General features: G+C 32.5%; 13 protein-coding genes. 8 read left to right on the forward strand and 5 right to left on the reverse strand.

Annotated elements, in window-relative coordinates:
- Positions 1 to 359: 359 nt before the first annotated feature.
- From dnaN to H599_RS0112465, 4 genes are all read right to left on the reverse strand, one after another.
- Positions 360 to 1,478 carry a DNA polymerase III subunit beta gene (gene dnaN / locus H599_RS0112450; RefSeq protein WP_026714436.1) on the reverse strand — a complete coding sequence of 373 codons (1,119 nt, stop codon included), beginning with the start codon at positions 1,476 to 1,478 and terminating at the stop codon, positions 360 to 362.
- Between the two features lie 187 nt (positions 1,479 to 1,665).
- On the reverse strand, positions 1,666 to 3,351 hold the full coding sequence (gene gldG, locus H599_RS0112455) for a gliding motility-associated ABC transporter substrate-binding protein GldG (protein WP_026714437.1): 1,686 nt from the start codon (positions 3,349 to 3,351) through the stop codon (positions 1,666 to 1,668).
- The gene (gene gldF / locus H599_RS0112460; protein ID WP_026714438.1) at positions 3,351 to 4,076 is read right to left on the reverse strand and encodes a gliding motility-associated ABC transporter permease subunit GldF; all 726 of its coding nucleotides are present in this window, start codon (positions 4,074 to 4,076) and stop codon (positions 3,351 to 3,353) included. The genes gldG and gldF overlap by 1 nt, the downstream gene beginning before the upstream one ends.
- Before the next feature lie 43 nt (positions 4,077 to 4,119).
- The gene (locus H599_RS0112465; RefSeq protein WP_026714439.1) at positions 4,120 to 4,950 is read right to left on the reverse strand and encodes an SAM hydrolase/SAM-dependent halogenase family protein; all 831 of its coding nucleotides are present in this window, start codon (positions 4,948 to 4,950) and stop codon (positions 4,120 to 4,122) included.
- Between the two features lie 196 nt (positions 4,951 to 5,146).
- On the opposite strand from H599_RS0112465, the gene H599_RS0112475 reads away from it, so the two are divergent.
- From H599_RS0112475 to H599_RS0112505, 7 genes are all read left to right on the forward strand, one after another.
- Positions 5,147 to 6,097: a PhoH family protein gene (locus H599_RS0112475; protein WP_026714441.1), complete on the forward strand. Its 951-nt coding sequence runs from the start codon at positions 5,147 to 5,149 to the stop codon at positions 6,095 to 6,097.
- Between the two features lie 80 nt (positions 6,098 to 6,177).
- Complete coding sequence (locus H599_RS0112480; protein WP_026714442.1) at positions 6,178 to 6,993, forward strand: SDR family NAD(P)-dependent oxidoreductase; 816 nt, start codon at positions 6,178 to 6,180, stop codon at positions 6,991 to 6,993.
- 117 nt (positions 6,994 to 7,110) lie between these two features.
- Positions 7,111 to 7,941, forward strand: a complete 831-nt coding sequence (locus H599_RS0112485) for a Cof-type HAD-IIB family hydrolase (RefSeq protein ID WP_026714443.1) — start codon at positions 7,111 to 7,113, stop codon at positions 7,939 to 7,941.
- 314 nt (positions 7,942 to 8,255) lie between these two features.
- On the forward strand, positions 8,256 to 10,649 hold the full coding sequence (locus tag H599_RS20365) for a S8 family serine peptidase (protein ID WP_051590737.1): 2,394 nt from the start codon (positions 8,256 to 8,258) through the stop codon (positions 10,647 to 10,649).
- Positions 10,650 to 10,721: 72 nt separating this feature from the next.
- Positions 10,722 to 11,168 carry a hypothetical protein gene (locus H599_RS0112495; RefSeq protein WP_026714444.1) on the forward strand — a complete coding sequence of 149 codons (447 nt, stop codon included), beginning with the start codon at positions 10,722 to 10,724 and terminating at the stop codon, positions 11,166 to 11,168.
- A gap of 118 nt (positions 11,169 to 11,286) precedes the next feature.
- Complete coding sequence (locus H599_RS19695) at positions 11,287 to 11,730, forward strand: HAD hydrolase family protein (protein ID WP_262493891.1); 444 nt, start codon at positions 11,287 to 11,289, stop codon at positions 11,728 to 11,730.
- An 82-nt stretch (positions 11,731 to 11,812) separates the two neighbouring features.
- Positions 11,813 to 12,766, forward strand: a complete 954-nt coding sequence (locus H599_RS0112505) for a phosphoribosylaminoimidazolesuccinocarboxamide synthase (protein ID WP_026714445.1) — start codon at positions 11,813 to 11,815, stop codon at positions 12,764 to 12,766.
- A gap of 83 nt (positions 12,767 to 12,849) precedes the next feature.
- Here H599_RS0112505 and H599_RS0112510 read toward each other — a convergent pair whose 3' ends face one another.
- Complete coding sequence (locus tag H599_RS0112510; protein ID WP_026714446.1) at positions 12,850 to 13,938, reverse strand: M42 family metallopeptidase; 1,089 nt, start codon at positions 13,936 to 13,938, stop codon at positions 12,850 to 12,852.
- An 83-nt stretch (positions 13,939 to 14,021) separates the two neighbouring features.
- Here H599_RS0112510 and H599_RS0112515 point away from each other — a divergent pair, with 83 nt between their 5' ends.
- Positions 14,022 to 14,687, forward strand: coding sequence for a DUF4294 domain-containing protein (locus H599_RS0112515; protein WP_026714447.1), 666 nt, complete (start codon positions 14,022 to 14,024; stop codon positions 14,685 to 14,687).
- The last annotated feature ends 442 nt before the right edge of the window (positions 14,688 to 15,129 follow it).

Below are 15,129 nucleotides of genomic sequence, written 5' to 3' on the forward strand. Positions count from 1 at the left end.
TTCACGAATGTTTTTTTTAGAATAGTACATATTCATTGCATTACATAAATTGCTTTGTTAACATACAGATTGTAGAATGATTAAAAGGATTTCAGAGTTTTGAATTATTAATTATTATTTGTAATTATTGAAGATAAAAGCTATTCGCATTTAACGAATTAGTGGAATTAAAAGAAAAAGAGTTAGTATTAATTCGTGTATTGGGGGCTGTTATAAATGAAAAAAAAACCGCTTTTCAAGGAGGAATCGCGGTTTTTTTTAAATATAAAAAATGGTTGGTTAATTACGAATTATGTTACAATGATAAGTATTATATTTTAATATCAAAAATAAAACGTTATTTTTTTATTAAATTAATCTTAACTATTCAGCATTACCGGCATTACCAGCATAGTAACCGTTTCACCGTCTTCCAGACCATCAACGGGAGTTAAAATTCCGGCACGGTTAGGCAAAGACATTTCCAGCATAATCATGTCAGATTGTAAGTTAGTTAGCATCTCAGTCAGGAAACGGGAGTTGTAACCTATTTGCATATCATCCCCTTGATAATCACAAGTTAATCTTTCTTCAGCTTTGTTAGAGTAGTCAATGTCTTCAGCAGAAACATTTAATTCAGCACCTGCAATTTTCAAACGGATTTGGTGTGTGGTTTTGTTCGAAAAGATAGCCACACGACGTACAGAACTCAAAAACTGAGAACGGTCGATCATTAATTTATTTGGGTTTTCTTTCGGAATTACGGCTTCGTAATTTGGGTATTTTCCATCAATTAAACGACACATTAGTACGTAATTATCAAAAGAAAAAGTAGCATTCGAATCGTTGTATTCAATTTTTACTTCCGCATCTGAAGTTGCCAGAATATTTTTCAAAATATTCAATGGTTTTTTGGGCATGATAAAATCAGCCACGTGAGAAGCCGTTACATCGGTACGGGCATATTTTACTAATTTGTGAGCATCAGTTGCTACAAAAGTCAACCCCTGCGGAGAGAATTGGAAAAACACTCCAGACATTACCGGACGTAAATCGTCGTTTCCGGCAGCAAAAATAGTTTTGCTTACCGCAGTCGCTAAAACGTCAGCAGGAACTAAAGTTACCGATGGTTCGTCTAAGTTTACCGCTTTAGGGAATTCTTCTCCTGGAGCATAAGCTAAGGCATATTTTCCGGAATTAGAGCTGATTTCGATAGTGTTGTTTTCTTCAACGGTGAAAGTAAGTGGCTGTTCCGGAAAGGTTTTTAAGATTTCCAAAAGTAATTTGGCAGGAACGGCAACACTTCCCTGACTTGTAGAATCGATAGACAAAGTAGCCGACATGGTTGTTTCTAAATCAGAAGCAGAAACGGTTAATTCGTTATTGTCTAATTCAAATAAGAAGTTATCCAAAATAGGCAAAGTGTTGCTACTGTTGATAACGCTTCCTAAAACTTGTAATTGTTTTAATAAGTACGAACTCGATACTATAAATTTCATATGAAGATTATATTTATTTTTTATTGCAAAATGAAATAGCGGGGTTAAACTAATTTACTTTGGTAAACCGTACCATTTCATTAATTTTATTTTGTTTTTTATGTTATTCTGTCCTCGAATTTGAAAATAATACATTTTTACAAATATATCGTAAACAAAGCTAGTATTGAAAAATTTTTATTAACATCTATTTGCGGTATTTGCGTTTTCGCAAAAAGCTAAAAACAACGCCAAAAACAGCTAAAATTAGAATTGGAAGCCCGATAGTTAGGAGCTGAGTGCGGGTATAATTTTCATATACTTTTTCTTTGTCCAATAATGGTAAATCCAAATCCTTTGATCGAATGTTAATAAGTCCGTTGTCGTCCAGGAGGTAATTCACGCAATTCAGCAGGAAATCTTTGTTGTCATATAGATTTCCCGAACGTTGGTCGTAACCCAGTTCAACCGGTGCATAATTTTTATCCAATTGGTTTTTGATAACATCTCCGTCCGAAATGACAATCATTTTATTGTTTTTGCCCTGAGCTTTAAAGTTGTTTTGTTTAAAAGCTAAAACACGGTTTTGAAATGCCGAATGAAAATTACCTTCGAGTAAAACCGCCAAAGGAAGATTTCCGGTATTGATATAATGATTCGGGCTGGTTTCTTCGGCTACAATATTCAAATTGATTTCGATAGGAGTTCCTACTTTTTTTGAATATGGTGACGATTGTAATAAAACGGTTTTCTTAATTCCGTTTTTCAAAGTGTCTATTGGACTGGTAAAATCAAACTTAATTCCTCCCAGATTTTTCACAATCGGATGTTGACTTTCCGGATAAACTAAAGGGGCAAATTTCCAATTGAAAGATTGGTATTGGGTAGCGCTTCCCTGTTCGCCTGTAGCCAGTTTAATTGGACTTCCCTGTTCGTCTTTTACAATATCCGGATTGATACGAATTCCGTATTTAAAGAACATATCGTTCATATTCAGGTTTTTAGGGAAAACCATCGAAGCGCCGGCATCGTTGTACAAACTATCCATTTCGGCGGTAGTTTGTTCCATGAGCCACATACTTTTTCCGCCATTCATTACAAATTGATCTAATACTTGTTTTTCGGCATCTGTAAACACTTCTGTTGGTTTAGCAATAATAGCTAAATCGTATTTTTTTAGCGCTTCCAAAGTTCCTGTTGGGTTTTTAGCAACCGAATCTAAGGTGAAAGGACCTATGTGGTAACTTTCGCGTATTTGCAGTAAAAATTTAGCAATTAGGATGTCCTGAATTTCGCCGTTCCCTTTGATAACCGCTATTTTTTTCTGCTTTTCTTTGGTAATCTTATTCAAAGCTTCGGCTATCGAATATTCTAAATGCTGAACGGAACCAATCACTTTTTCGGTTGTGGAAGCCCCCATGATATTTTTCAATAAAGGAATATTGACTTCTTTATTGTGATAGACTGCAATTGCCCAGGGGAAAACCATTTCCTGAGATTGCTTTCCTTTGTCGTCCACGGTGATGTTTACCGGAGTCATGCCTTTCATGTACAAAGTTTTGATGTTGTCCATGCTTTCGTCTTCATTTTCCAAAGGATTGACAAATTCGAAAATAATATTCGAATTATAGGCTTGAAATTCTTCCAGTAATTCACGGGTTTCCTGTTGTAATCTTCTGAACTCGGCCGGCAATTCGCCTTCCATGTAAATTTTGATTGACAGCGGTTCTTTTACCTCTTTTATAATGTTTAAAGAAGTTTGCGAAAGAGTGTATCGGTGGTCTTTAGTTAAGTCAAACCGATGAAAAAACGAGTTTCCAATTACATTTATAATAACCAGAATTGCAATTGTAACAAATACCGATTTAAGATTTCTTTTTTTAGCAGTTGTCATTACAATTTGAAGGATTTAAGTTGGTAAACAGTAAACGAAAGAAACGCTATCGTAAGACTGATAAAATAGATCATATCTCTGGTGTCAATCACGCCGCGGCTCATACTTTTAAAGTGATTTTGCATTCCTAAAGCCGAAATCGCCGAAGAAAAAGAAGGAATAATTATGGCAAAACCTTCAAATCCAAAATAGAAAAAGAAGCATAAAAACACCGCCAGAATGAAAGCTACAATTTGGTTATCGGATAGGGTAGAAGTAAAAATTCCGATGGCGGAATAAGCGGCAATTAAAAATAATAATCCAAAATAAGAACCAACAGTGCTTCCCATATCGATATTCCCTTCGGGCATTCCTAAACCAGAAATTACCTGAACGTAAATAAAAGTTGGCAAAATTGCTATCCAAATAAGCAACATGGCTCCGATAAATTTTCCATTGACTATTTGCCAAACACACAAGGGTTTAGTGAGTAATAATTCAAGTGTTCCTTGTTTTCTTTCGTCAGAGAATGAGCGCATGGTTACTGCCGGAATTAAGAAAACAAATATCCAGGGAGCCAGAGTAAAAAACGGAGTCATATCGGCAAATCCGGAATTTGGGATGTTGTATTCGCCATTAAAAACCCAAAGGAATAATCCGTTGATGATTAAAAAAATGGCGATAACTAAATAACCTATGGGCGAACCAAAAAAGGATTTAATTTCACGTAATAATAGGGCTTTCATATATGTTTATTCGTGTATTTGTTAGTTTGGTTAATCGAAAAATTTAATTTTTAAATTCAATAGTTACAGCATCGCGATAATTTAATCCTAACAAACTGCTTGCTGAACCAATTTTAGAAGGATTGCTTCTGAAAATAGCAATCTCCAGATAACCGGCTTCGTTAAAAAGAGCCAGCTTTTCCCCTTCATAATTTTTGATAAGATATTTGTCGGAAATAGCAATCGCGGAATAATTAGGCAATATGGTTTTGATATTTTTGGTCTTCATCTGGATTTCATACGGTCTTCCTTTGGCGACTTCGAGAAATTGTTTTCGGGTAATATTAGTAACCACATTCCCAAAATGATCAATGTAAATAACATGTCCTTTCAAGGTACTACCGTCGTTGGAAACGACCGTTTTCATTTCAGTAACTTCTTTTACGGTGCTAATTTCTCTTCCAATTACATTCAGCAAACCACCTCTGGCAATATGACAGGCCACCGTTACAAAAACATCTAATCCCGAAGCGTCAATTGGCAACCGGTCGTGGATATTGATGGCGACAATTTTTTGCGGAACTATTTTTTGCGAAAGCATACTTAAAATGCCGTTGTCAGCAGCAATAAAATAAGAATCGTTCCATTGCATCACAATGTGAAGATTCTCTTTATTCAGCTCCATATCGACTCCAATAATGTGAATGGTTCCCTTAGGAAAACTCGAATAGGCAGCGCCAATGATGTAACTGGCTTCCACAATGTTAAACGGGTCTATATCGTGCGAAATATCAATAATTTGGGCTTCCGGATACTCGGATAAAATTTTCCCTTTTAGTGCACCAACAAAGTGATCTTTCAAGCCGTAATCGGTAGTAAGGGTAATTATTGACATATTTTTGTTTATAACTATTGGTGAAATCTAAAATTAATTTTCATTAAATTTGAGATATGCAAAGCTAATAATAGTAATCTCAAAAACGCAAAAAAGCAAAAACAAATTATAAATTAGTAACCAAATAAAACCAAGATGTACTTCCATTTTGGACGAGATTTTAAATTGATTTAGTAATACTAAAAAATTATATCCTTTGAACGAAAGAATCATCGAACTTATAGACATCGCTCCAAAAGAGTTTTGGGGTGCTCAGGATTCTCATCTTGAAACTATTAAGAAATATTATCCAAAATTAAAAATAGTTGCCAGAGGGACAACTTTAAAAGCATTTGGAGAAAAAGACATATTGGACGAGTTCGAAAGGCGTTTTCAAAGATTGATGCTTCATTTTACACGTTACAACAATATTGATGATAATGTAATAGAACGTGTTATTTTAGGAGACGCTCAGGACGACAAAAAAATGAGTCCAAATGACAAGATTTTAGTGCATGGAGTAGGAGGTAAAATTGTAAAAGCCATGACTCCTAACCAACAATTATTAGTCGATACGATTAACAAAAATGACATGGTTTTTGCTGTTGGGCCTGCAGGTACTGGTAAAACTTATACCGGAGTGGCTATGGCAGTAAAAGCCTTAAAGGAAAAACAGGTAAAACGTATTATTTTAACACGTCCTGCGGTAGAAGCAGGTGAAAATTTGGGGTTTCTTCCGGGAGATATGAAAGAAAAACTGGATCCATACATGCAACCTTTATATGATGCTTTGCGTGATATGATTCCTAATGAAAAACTGGAAGATTATATTTCGAAAGGAATTATTCAAATTGCACCTTTAGCTTTCATGCGCGGACGAACTTTAGATAATGCTTTTGTGATTTTGGATGAAGCTCAAAATACGACACATTCGCAAATGAAAATGTTCCTGACCCGTATGGGAAAAAATGCCAAATTTATGGTTACCGGTGATCCGGGACAGGTAGATTTACCACGCAGGACAATTTCGGGACTAAAAGAAGCGTTATTAGTATTGAAAGATATCGAAGGAATCGGAATTATTTATCTGGATGACAAAGATATTGTAAGACATCGATTGGTTAAAAAGATTATTGATGCTTATAAATATACTGAAAATGTAGATTAAAAATGTTTTGAAAATCAGTAAAATAACACCAACTGCGACCCCATTCGGGGTCGTAGTTTTTTAATAAAAATCACAAACTATTGAAGAAGGTACTTATAACCGGAGCAGCAACAGGAATTGGAAAAGAATTAGCCTTACATTTTGCAAAAAATAATTGGAATGTTATCGCTACGATGCTTTGTTTAGAACAAGGAAAAGAACTTAATAAAGAGAAAAATATACATTGCTATTTGTTGGATGTCACTTCTACTGAGAGTATAGAAAGGGCTAAGCAACAAATTCTGGAAGATTTTGAAAGCATCGATGTGGTGATTAATAATGCCGGAATTGGGTACCGTAGTTTTGTCGAATTTTCTGAAGATGAAGAAATCAATAATATTGTTGATGTGAATTGGTTGGGAGTAGTTAAAGTTTGTCGTGCCTTTACTCCGGTTTTTAGAAAACAACAAAAAGGACATTTTATCAATATTTCTTCTATCGCGGGATTGGTCAATTTGCCTTTGGGGAGTTTTTATCATTCCACCAAGCACGCCGTGGAAAGTTTTTCCGAATGTATGGCATATGAGTTGATGAATTTTAATATCAGCGTTTCTACTGTGCAATTTGGAAATACACCTTCTAATTTTCAGAAAAATGTGAGTAAATGTAAAACAACACCTCTGAAATGTTACAATGAATTAATGCATAAAATAAGTTCAATTGTTGAAGGAAAAACCAAAAAGAATACAGATTTGAAGGAATCTATAAAAGAAAAAGTTTTAAAAATTGCCGAAAATCCTCCGCGAAAATTTAAACGAAATACCATCGGTTTTGATGCCAATGCGCTTAATATTTTACGTAATTTTCTAGGTTATCGAATTTTTGGCAGAATTATACATTATTCGGTTTTTAGATGAAATTTTATGTTGAAAAAAAGTTTGTCCTTGCGTTAAATTGCTGTTATTTTGATAACTAAATGCAAAGTTTTCGGTCTGTTTTAGGTATTTTTGCAAAGAATTAGAGCGAATGAATTTATGATAAAAGAAAATATAAAAGTCATTGTAAGTGATTTAGACGGAACTTTATTAAATAGCGATCACCGCATTTCAGATTATACCAAGCAAGTTTTTAAAGAATTATACCAACAGGAATATTTAATTATTGTAGCCACTGGACGTCATCATCTTGATGCTATGTCTATTGTTGCTGCTTTAGATTTTCCACTTTATTTGGTTACTTCAAACGGAGCCAGAATTCATGCCCCTAATAAAGAATTGATTTTTACCTCTAATATGGATAGTGAAGCAGTAAAATCAGTAATACAAATGGATATTCCTGATGAATATACTACGGTACTTTTTAAAGAACATGTTTGGCAAACGAATAAACACGACAGTAAGTTGATGGAATTTCAGGCAGAACTGAGTTATGTTCCGGAATTAGTCAATTATAAAGAGATGACTGACTTTAATGCGATCAAAATCTTTTTTAAACATGACAGTCACGGAAAACTATTGGAATTACGTGAAAGAATTTTAGAAAAACATCCGGATACCTTTAGTCATGCTTTTAGTTTACCTCATTGTCTGGAATTTATGAATAAATCTGTAGATAAAAGTGTGGCTATTGGTCACATTTTAGAAAAAGAAGGATTCGAATTTCATCAGGCAATTTCTTTTGGAGATGGTTATAATGATGAAGGTATGCTGAATACTACTGCTAAAGGGCTGTTGATGGGAAATGCTCCGGATAGTTTGAAAAATAAATTGGCCCATTTGGATGTGATTTTGAAAAACCATGAAGACGGTGTGGCAAATTATTTGGCTGATAAAATTTTGAATAATGTAGGTTTGGTATCTAAATAAACCGTTGTTATAATAATCAAATCATTTTTTAGCCACAGATTATCACAGATTTTTTTGAGTCTTTGTGTTCTCCTAATATTGTGCAAATTTGCAAATCTCCAACGGCATATTATCCACTATAAAATAATCTTCAAATTCTATAAACCGAGAAATATTAAAGCAATAAATTATAGAAAAAGTAAATAATAATATACTATGTTTTTTTAAAATAACTAATATAAGAAAATTATTAAATAATTAATTTTTTGTATATATTTGTTAAAGCATTATACATAACCAAATAAATCTAATGTTCACCATATAAAATATATATTATGAAAAAAACTTATTTGGTTATTATTTATTTATTTATCATATCCGGAATATTTGCACAGGATAAACATTATTACTATTACAAAGGTCAAAAAGTATATTTAACTTTAGATAAAGCATTTCTTAATATTACTGCTGATGAAAACACCCAAAAATCCAGTTTTGCAACTTTAAATGTCAAAGATTTTAATTTTGAAATTGACAGTTCAAATAGTAAAAGACAAAAGATAGCAAAATTAGAATTTAAAAATATCCCTAGTGATTTCGAGTTTTTACAAAAAATTAATTCTTTAAAAGAAAATCAGAATATAAAAAATGTATCCTTTTATTACAAAAGAAACAATTCTTCATCAATTGGTACATCTAATTATTTTTATATCAAACTTAATAATATTGATGATTTTATAACATTGCAAAAAATTGCAGATCAAAAAGATGTGCAAATTGTTAAACAAGTTCCTAATATGCCCCTTTGGTATATTTTATCATTAAAGACAACAACTGAGGGAACTTCATTAGACCTTGTGAATTATTTTTACGAAACAGGTCTGTTCGCTGATGTTGATCCAGCATTTATGTTTAATTTTAAAAAGAGCTGTACAAATGACACAAATTTTGGAAATTTATGGGGATTATATAATTCAGCTAATCCATCAATAGATATTAATGCGTGTCAGGCATGGAATATTTCACAAGGGAGTAATGTGAAAATAGCGGTTGTTGATCAAGGAATTGATAAAAGTCATAATGATTTATCAGGAAATATTTCTAATTTGAGTTATAATGCTCAAACCTTTACTTCACCCAGTCTTTTCATTAATGGTAATATTCATGGCACGCATGTGGCAGGAACAATTGGAGCAATTAAAGATAATAATTTGCAAGTTGTGGGTGTTGCTCCATTATCAAAAATAATGAGTATAAGTCATTCATTATCATTAACTCCTAATATCTCAGCTGAGCTTGCCAGTGGAATTAGCTGGGCTTATCAGAATGGAGCAGATGTTATTAATAATTCTTGGGGTGATCAAGGAGGTCAATATAATCAACTACATAGTTCAATTCTAGAAAGTGCAATTACAAATGCAATGACTTTAGGTAGAAATAACAAGGGTACTTTAATAGTTTTCGCTGCTGGGAATTTTGGCAGTTCAAGTCCAATTATGGATTATCCAGCTAATTTTAATGATGATATAATAACTGTTGGCTCAATTACATCTACGGGGACTCGTTCAAGTTTTTCAGGTTATGGAACAAAATTAGATGTTATTGCCCCAGGTAGTAGTATTTTATCAACAGTTCCTAATAATGGTATTCAATCTTTAGATGGTACTTCTATGGCTGCACCTCATGTAGCAGGAATATGTGCATTAATTCTTTCTGTAAATCCATCTTTAACAAGTCAAGAAGTTCGTGATATTATTGAACAAACGTCTCAAAAAGTTAGCGGAAATATATATAGTTATAGTACTGTATTAGGAAGAGTAAACGGAACATGGAATAATCAAATGGGGTATGGTTTGGTAGATGCCTATGAAGCTGTTAAAATGGCTCAATGTTCAATTAAAATATCAGGGAACGAAAGTATTTGTAATAGTCAAACTTATACAGCACCATCAGGATCAAACAATTGGAATTGGAGTATTACTGAAGGAGCTAATTTAGTAACTCTTGTAGGAGGAAATACAAGTACAGTAACGCTAACTCCATTAGGAGGCAATGGCTATGTTACATTATCACTATACTTCGAATCAAGTGCTTGTGGTTATAAAACATTAACCAAAAGAATGCTTGTGAATACTTCAAATATAAATATAGTAACATACGAAAACGATGACATTTGTTTTGAGAATTACAATTATGCAGGTTATGTGGTTTATGGATCATCAAGTAGTGTTCATTTTTCTAATTTTAGCAGTTCAATTCCAAGCCAAAATAATTTGATTCATTACATTCCAAATGGATTAACTCTTGACGGATTAGGACGCAAATATTTAATTAATGTACCTAGAACACTATTAGGGGAACAAATATTCTACAATATTACTTATACAAACCAATGTGGAGAACTAATAACTGAGCCAGGAAATATTCCTATTGTTGCCAATGAATGCTACAACAGTTTAATGTTCGAAGATATTGATAATACGTATACAATTTATCCCAATCCATCTAGTTCAATTATAAATATAGCACTTTTGGATCAAAATAAAGCTCCAACAAAAAAATCAATTATTACAGGAAAACTATATGATTTTAATAATACTGAAAAGCTTATTCTTTTTATTAAAGATAATAATGCACAAATAGATGTTACTGGATTAAATAAAGGAGTTTATTTTTTGAAAATTGATGTTGATGGGAAAATAGAAAGTCATAAAGTAATTGTAAAGTAAGATTTCATGAAAATAATTTATTGAAATGACTGTAATCAAAGATTAATTTTTTAACTTTTAAATCAAAATATAATGAAAATATTTATTTTAAGTTTAGTTTTAGTATTTATATCAAGTTGTAATAATAGTGATGATGTAAATAAGTTTGGACTACAAACTATTATGCCTGTCTTAGTTGGTAAAGGGCATTTGAATAATAACACTATTTATAATAAACAAAATATGATAATAACCAATGACAATGATTGGCAAAAATTATTAACTAATTTTAATACAATTGATAATAATATAGTTGCTACTTTTAAAGAGACTAACATAGACTTTGATAATTACCAAATTATTGTTAGTATTGATGTTAAAAATAGAAGTACTACTGTTGATATAACAAATATTGTAGAAAGTATTAATAATATTACTGTTACAATACAAAATTCACAATTAGGATTAACACAAGATGTTGCTTTTCCTTTTCATATTGTAAAAATTCAGAAATCGCAAAAACCAATAATATTTAAATAAATACTAATGAAAAATCTAATGGAATGATTCCATTAATATTTATAACGAGTTACAATATTTTTTTTCAAAAGTAGATGATTAAATAATAAAGATAAAAAATATAGGATTTCAAACAGAACTGAGTTATGTTCCGGAATTAGTCAATTATAAAGAGATGACTGACTTTAATGCGATCAAAATCTTTTTTAAACATGACAGTCACGGAAAACTATTGGAATTACGTGAAAGAATTTTAGAAAAACATCCGGATACCTTTAGTCATGCTTTTAGTTTACCTCATTGTCTGGAATTCATGAATAAATCTGTAGATAAAAGTGTGGCTATTGGTCACATTTTAGAAAAAGAAGGATTCGAATTTCATCAGGCAATTTCTTTTGGTGACGGATATAATGACGAAGGTATGCTGAATGCTACAGCCAAAGGTTTACTGATGGGAAATGCGCCCGATAGTTTGAAAGACAAATTGGCACATTTAGAAATCATTTCTAAAAATCACGAAGACGGTGTGGCAAATTATTTGGCTGAAAATATTCTGAAAAATGTAAGTTTGGAATCTGAATAAAAGAGAGAGAAGTTTCTTTGTAATTCTATTCAAAATAATCCTAAATTTGCAATCTTATAAAATCAACGCAATATATATTTAGATGAGCAATACAATCACGACCACTAATTTTAATTTTCCAAATCAAAAATCAGTTTACAGAGGAAAAGTAAGAGAGGTTTATAATATCAACGATGAATTATTGGTAATGGTAGCAACCGACAGGCTTTCGGCTTTTGATGTGGTTTTGCCAAAAGGAATTCCTTATAAAGGACAAATTTTGAACCAAATTGCTACAAAATTCATGGAATTAACTCAGGATATTGTACCAAACTGGTTGATTGCAACTCCGGATCCAAGTGTTGCTGTAGGTCATTTATGTGAACCATTCAAGGTGGAAATGGTTATCAGAGGTTATTTGTCAGGGCACGCTTCCCGCGAATATGCTGCAGGAAAAAGACAAATTTGCGGTGTTACGATGGCAGAAGGTTTAAAAGAAAATGATAAATTCCCGGAACCAATTATTACGCCAACAACAAAAGCAGATAATGGAGAACATGATGCTGATATTTCGAGAGAAGATATTTTGGCAAAAGGAATTGTGAGCGAAGAAGATTATTTGGTTTTAGAAAAATATACCAGAGCTTTATTTGAAAGAGGAACTGAAATTGCTGCAAGTCGCGGACTGATTTTAGTAGATACCAAATATGAATTTGGAAAAACAAAAGACGGAGTTATTGTTTTAATTGATGAAATTCACACTCCGGATTCTTCCCGCTATTTTTATGCTGAAGGTTATGCAGAAAGACAGGCAAAAGGAGAAGAACAAAAGCAATTGTCTAAAGAATTTGTACGTCGCTGGTTAATTGAAAACGGTTTCCAAGGTAAAGAAGGACAGCAAATTCCGGATATGACAGATGCTTACATCGAAACGGTTTCAGACAGATACATTGAATTATACGAAAATATCATTGGCGAAAAATTTGTAAAAGCTGATATTTCGAACATCAACGAAAGAATCGAAAAAAATGTTTTGGCTTATTTAGCAAGTCTGTAATAATTTAGATAGATAATTTTAAAATTAAAATCCGCAATTTAATTAAGAATTGCGGATTTTTTTCATTGGATTAGTGTCTTTTTTTATTTAAAATAAGAAAACGTTTCGTTATTTTCTATTTTAAGAATAGTTTCATAAATCAAACGAATAACGTTTTCCACATCTTCTTTGTGTACCATTTCAACAGTAGTATGCATATAGCGTAATGGAAGAGAAATTAAAGCAGATGCCACACCGCCGTTACTGTAAGCAAAAGCATCTGTGTCAGTTCCTGTTACACGCGATGAAGCTAGACGTTGGAATGGAATTTCTTTTTCTTCAGCGGTAGAAACAATTAAATCTCTCAAATTATTCTGTACAGCCGGAGCATAAGTAATAACAGGTCCTTTACCAATTTTAGTTTCTCCTTCAATTTTTTTATCAATCATTGGAGTAGTGGAGTCGTGACAAACATCAGTTATGATAGCAACATTTGGTTTAATGGTTTGAGTAATCATTTCAGCACCACGCAAACCAACTTCTTCCTGAACCGCATTGGTAATGTATAATCCAAAAGGTAATTTTACTTTGTTTTCGTGTAACAAACGAGCAACTTCGGCAATCATAAATCCACCCATACGGTTATCGATAGCGCGACAAACAAATTTGTTTTCGTTTAAAACTACAAATTCATCAGGATAAGTAATTACGCAGCCTATATGAACTCCTAATTTTTCAACCTGCTCTTTGGTTTCGCAGCCTAAATCAATAAAGATATTACTGATTTTTGGGTTTTCTTCTTTGTCTCTGTTTCGGGTGTGAATTGCCGGCCACCCAAAAACACCTTTTACAATTCCGTTTTTAGTATGTATGTTTACGCGTTTGGATGGTGCAATTTGGTGGTCTGAACCTCCGTTACGGATTACATAAATCAAACCGTCTTCAGTAATATAGTTCACATACCAGGAAATCTCGTCAGCATGTCCTTCAATAACTACTTTATATGTAGCGTCCGGATTGATAACTCCAACAGCTGTTCCGTAAGTATCAGTAATAAAAGTGTCAACATAAGGTTTTAGATACTCCATCCATATTTTTTGACCACTACTTTCGTAACCGGTTGGAGAAGCATTATTAAGGTAGCTTTCTAAAAAAGCCATTGAATCATTGTTTAATATCGATTTTGTACTCATAAAATATTTTTTTGCTAAAATATAAATTTGGTATTACAGTTGTATATTTAATGTATAATTTTACATCAAATAATAATCCTAATATGAAGTCAGTATATTTAATAGCATTTTTTTTAATAATCTCTTTTTCCGGTTTTAGCCAGATTGTGCCCAATAATCCTAATGCGATGGGGTATATTTTAACCGAGAAAGACAGTATTTTAAATGATACTATCAAATTGCCTGAAATTATAATTTCAAAGAACAAACTGGATGAAGAAGGAAGAAAGCAATATCTTATTTTGCAAAATCGTGTTTACCGAACTTATCCTTATGCAAAATTGGCTGCCGATCGCCTTACTAATTTAAATAAAGGAATGGCTCGGCTTTCTTCGGAAAGAGAAAAGAAAAAGTATTTTAAAATAGTCGAAGATTATTTGACTAATGAATTTGAAGCCAGATTAAAAAAACTGTCCAGAAGCCAGGGGCGTATTTTGGTCAGGTTAATAGATAGGCAGACAGGTACTACTACTTATGAATTGATAAAAACTTTAAAGAGTGGCTGGAAGGCGTTTTGGTCAAATACTGCAGCAAGTATGTTTGATATTAATTTAAAGTCGCAATACCTTCCATTTGAAAATAATGAAGATTATTTGATTGAAAATATACTTCAGGAAGCTTTTGATACCGGAAGACTTCAAAATCAACCTGCAGCTAAACCGGTAAATCTCGAAAAGCTCAATGAATACTGGGAGCAAAAATTACCTTAAAGAGTATTGTAAATAAAATTTAAGTTTATACTATATATGTATAGGCTTTTTTATTAGTAGCTATATAGTGAATAGCCTTAGTTTGCTTCGTGACTTCTTTGCGTCCATTGAGCTTAATCGACTCAAACCCTTCCAAATTCCTACAAACCAAAAAAGGTTTAAAATAGAAAAGCTTTGTTATCAGGGTATTAAAAAATAAGTTTAAAAATAGTTTGCAAAAGGTGTTGTGTAATTGAATAAAGGTGCTATTTTTGCACCCGCAACAGCGAAAACGTTCAGAGAAACATACTGAGAAACGAATTAAGATTTAAGAAGAAATTTTTAAAAATAAAGTTTGGAAGTTGGATAAAAAATGTTTTACATTTGCACCCCGCAAAACGCGCAAAGTTATTTGGAATACTGGTTAAGAGAAAAGGGGTTTAGCTTCGAAAAACAATCGAAA

It is taken from the genome of Flavobacterium daejeonense DSM 17708, from assembly GCF_000425425.1.
GTDB classification, from domain to species: domain Bacteria; phylum Bacteroidota; class Bacteroidia; order Flavobacteriales; family Flavobacteriaceae; genus Flavobacterium; species Flavobacterium daejeonense.

Excerpts from the sequence above, each read along its gene's own strand:
- H599_RS0112505 (WP_026714445.1), top strand. The coding sequence starts at position 11,813 with ATGAGCAATACAATCACGACCACTAATTTTAATTTTCCAAATCAAAAA.
- gldF (WP_026714438.1), bottom strand. The coding sequence starts at position 4,076 with ATGAAAGCCCTATTATTACGTGAAATTAAATCCTTTTTTGGTTCGCCC.
- gldG (WP_026714437.1), bottom strand. The coding sequence starts at position 3,351 with ATGACAACTGCTAAAAAAAGAAATCTTAAATCGGTATTTGTTACAATT.
- H599_RS0112465 (WP_026714439.1), bottom strand. The coding sequence starts at position 4,950 with ATGTCAATAATTACCCTTACTACCGATTACGGCTTGAAAGATCACTTT.
- H599_RS0112515 (WP_026714447.1), top strand. The coding sequence starts at position 14,022 with ATGAAGTCAGTATATTTAATAGCATTTTTTTTAATAATCTCTTTTTCC.
- H599_RS0112485 (WP_026714443.1), top strand. The coding sequence starts at position 7,111 with ATGATAAAAGAAAATATAAAAGTCATTGTAAGTGATTTAGACGGAACT.
- H599_RS20365 (WP_051590737.1), top strand. The coding sequence starts at position 8,256 with ATGAAAAAAACTTATTTGGTTATTATTTATTTATTTATCATATCCGGA.
- H599_RS0112510 (WP_026714446.1), bottom strand. The coding sequence starts at position 13,938 with ATGAGTACAAAATCGATATTAAACAATGATTCAATGGCTTTTTTAGAA.
- dnaN (WP_026714436.1), bottom strand. The coding sequence starts at position 1,478 with ATGAAATTTATAGTATCGAGTTCGTACTTATTAAAACAATTACAAGTT.
- H599_RS0112495 (WP_026714444.1), top strand. The coding sequence starts at position 10,722 with ATGAAAATATTTATTTTAAGTTTAGTTTTAGTATTTATATCAAGTTGT.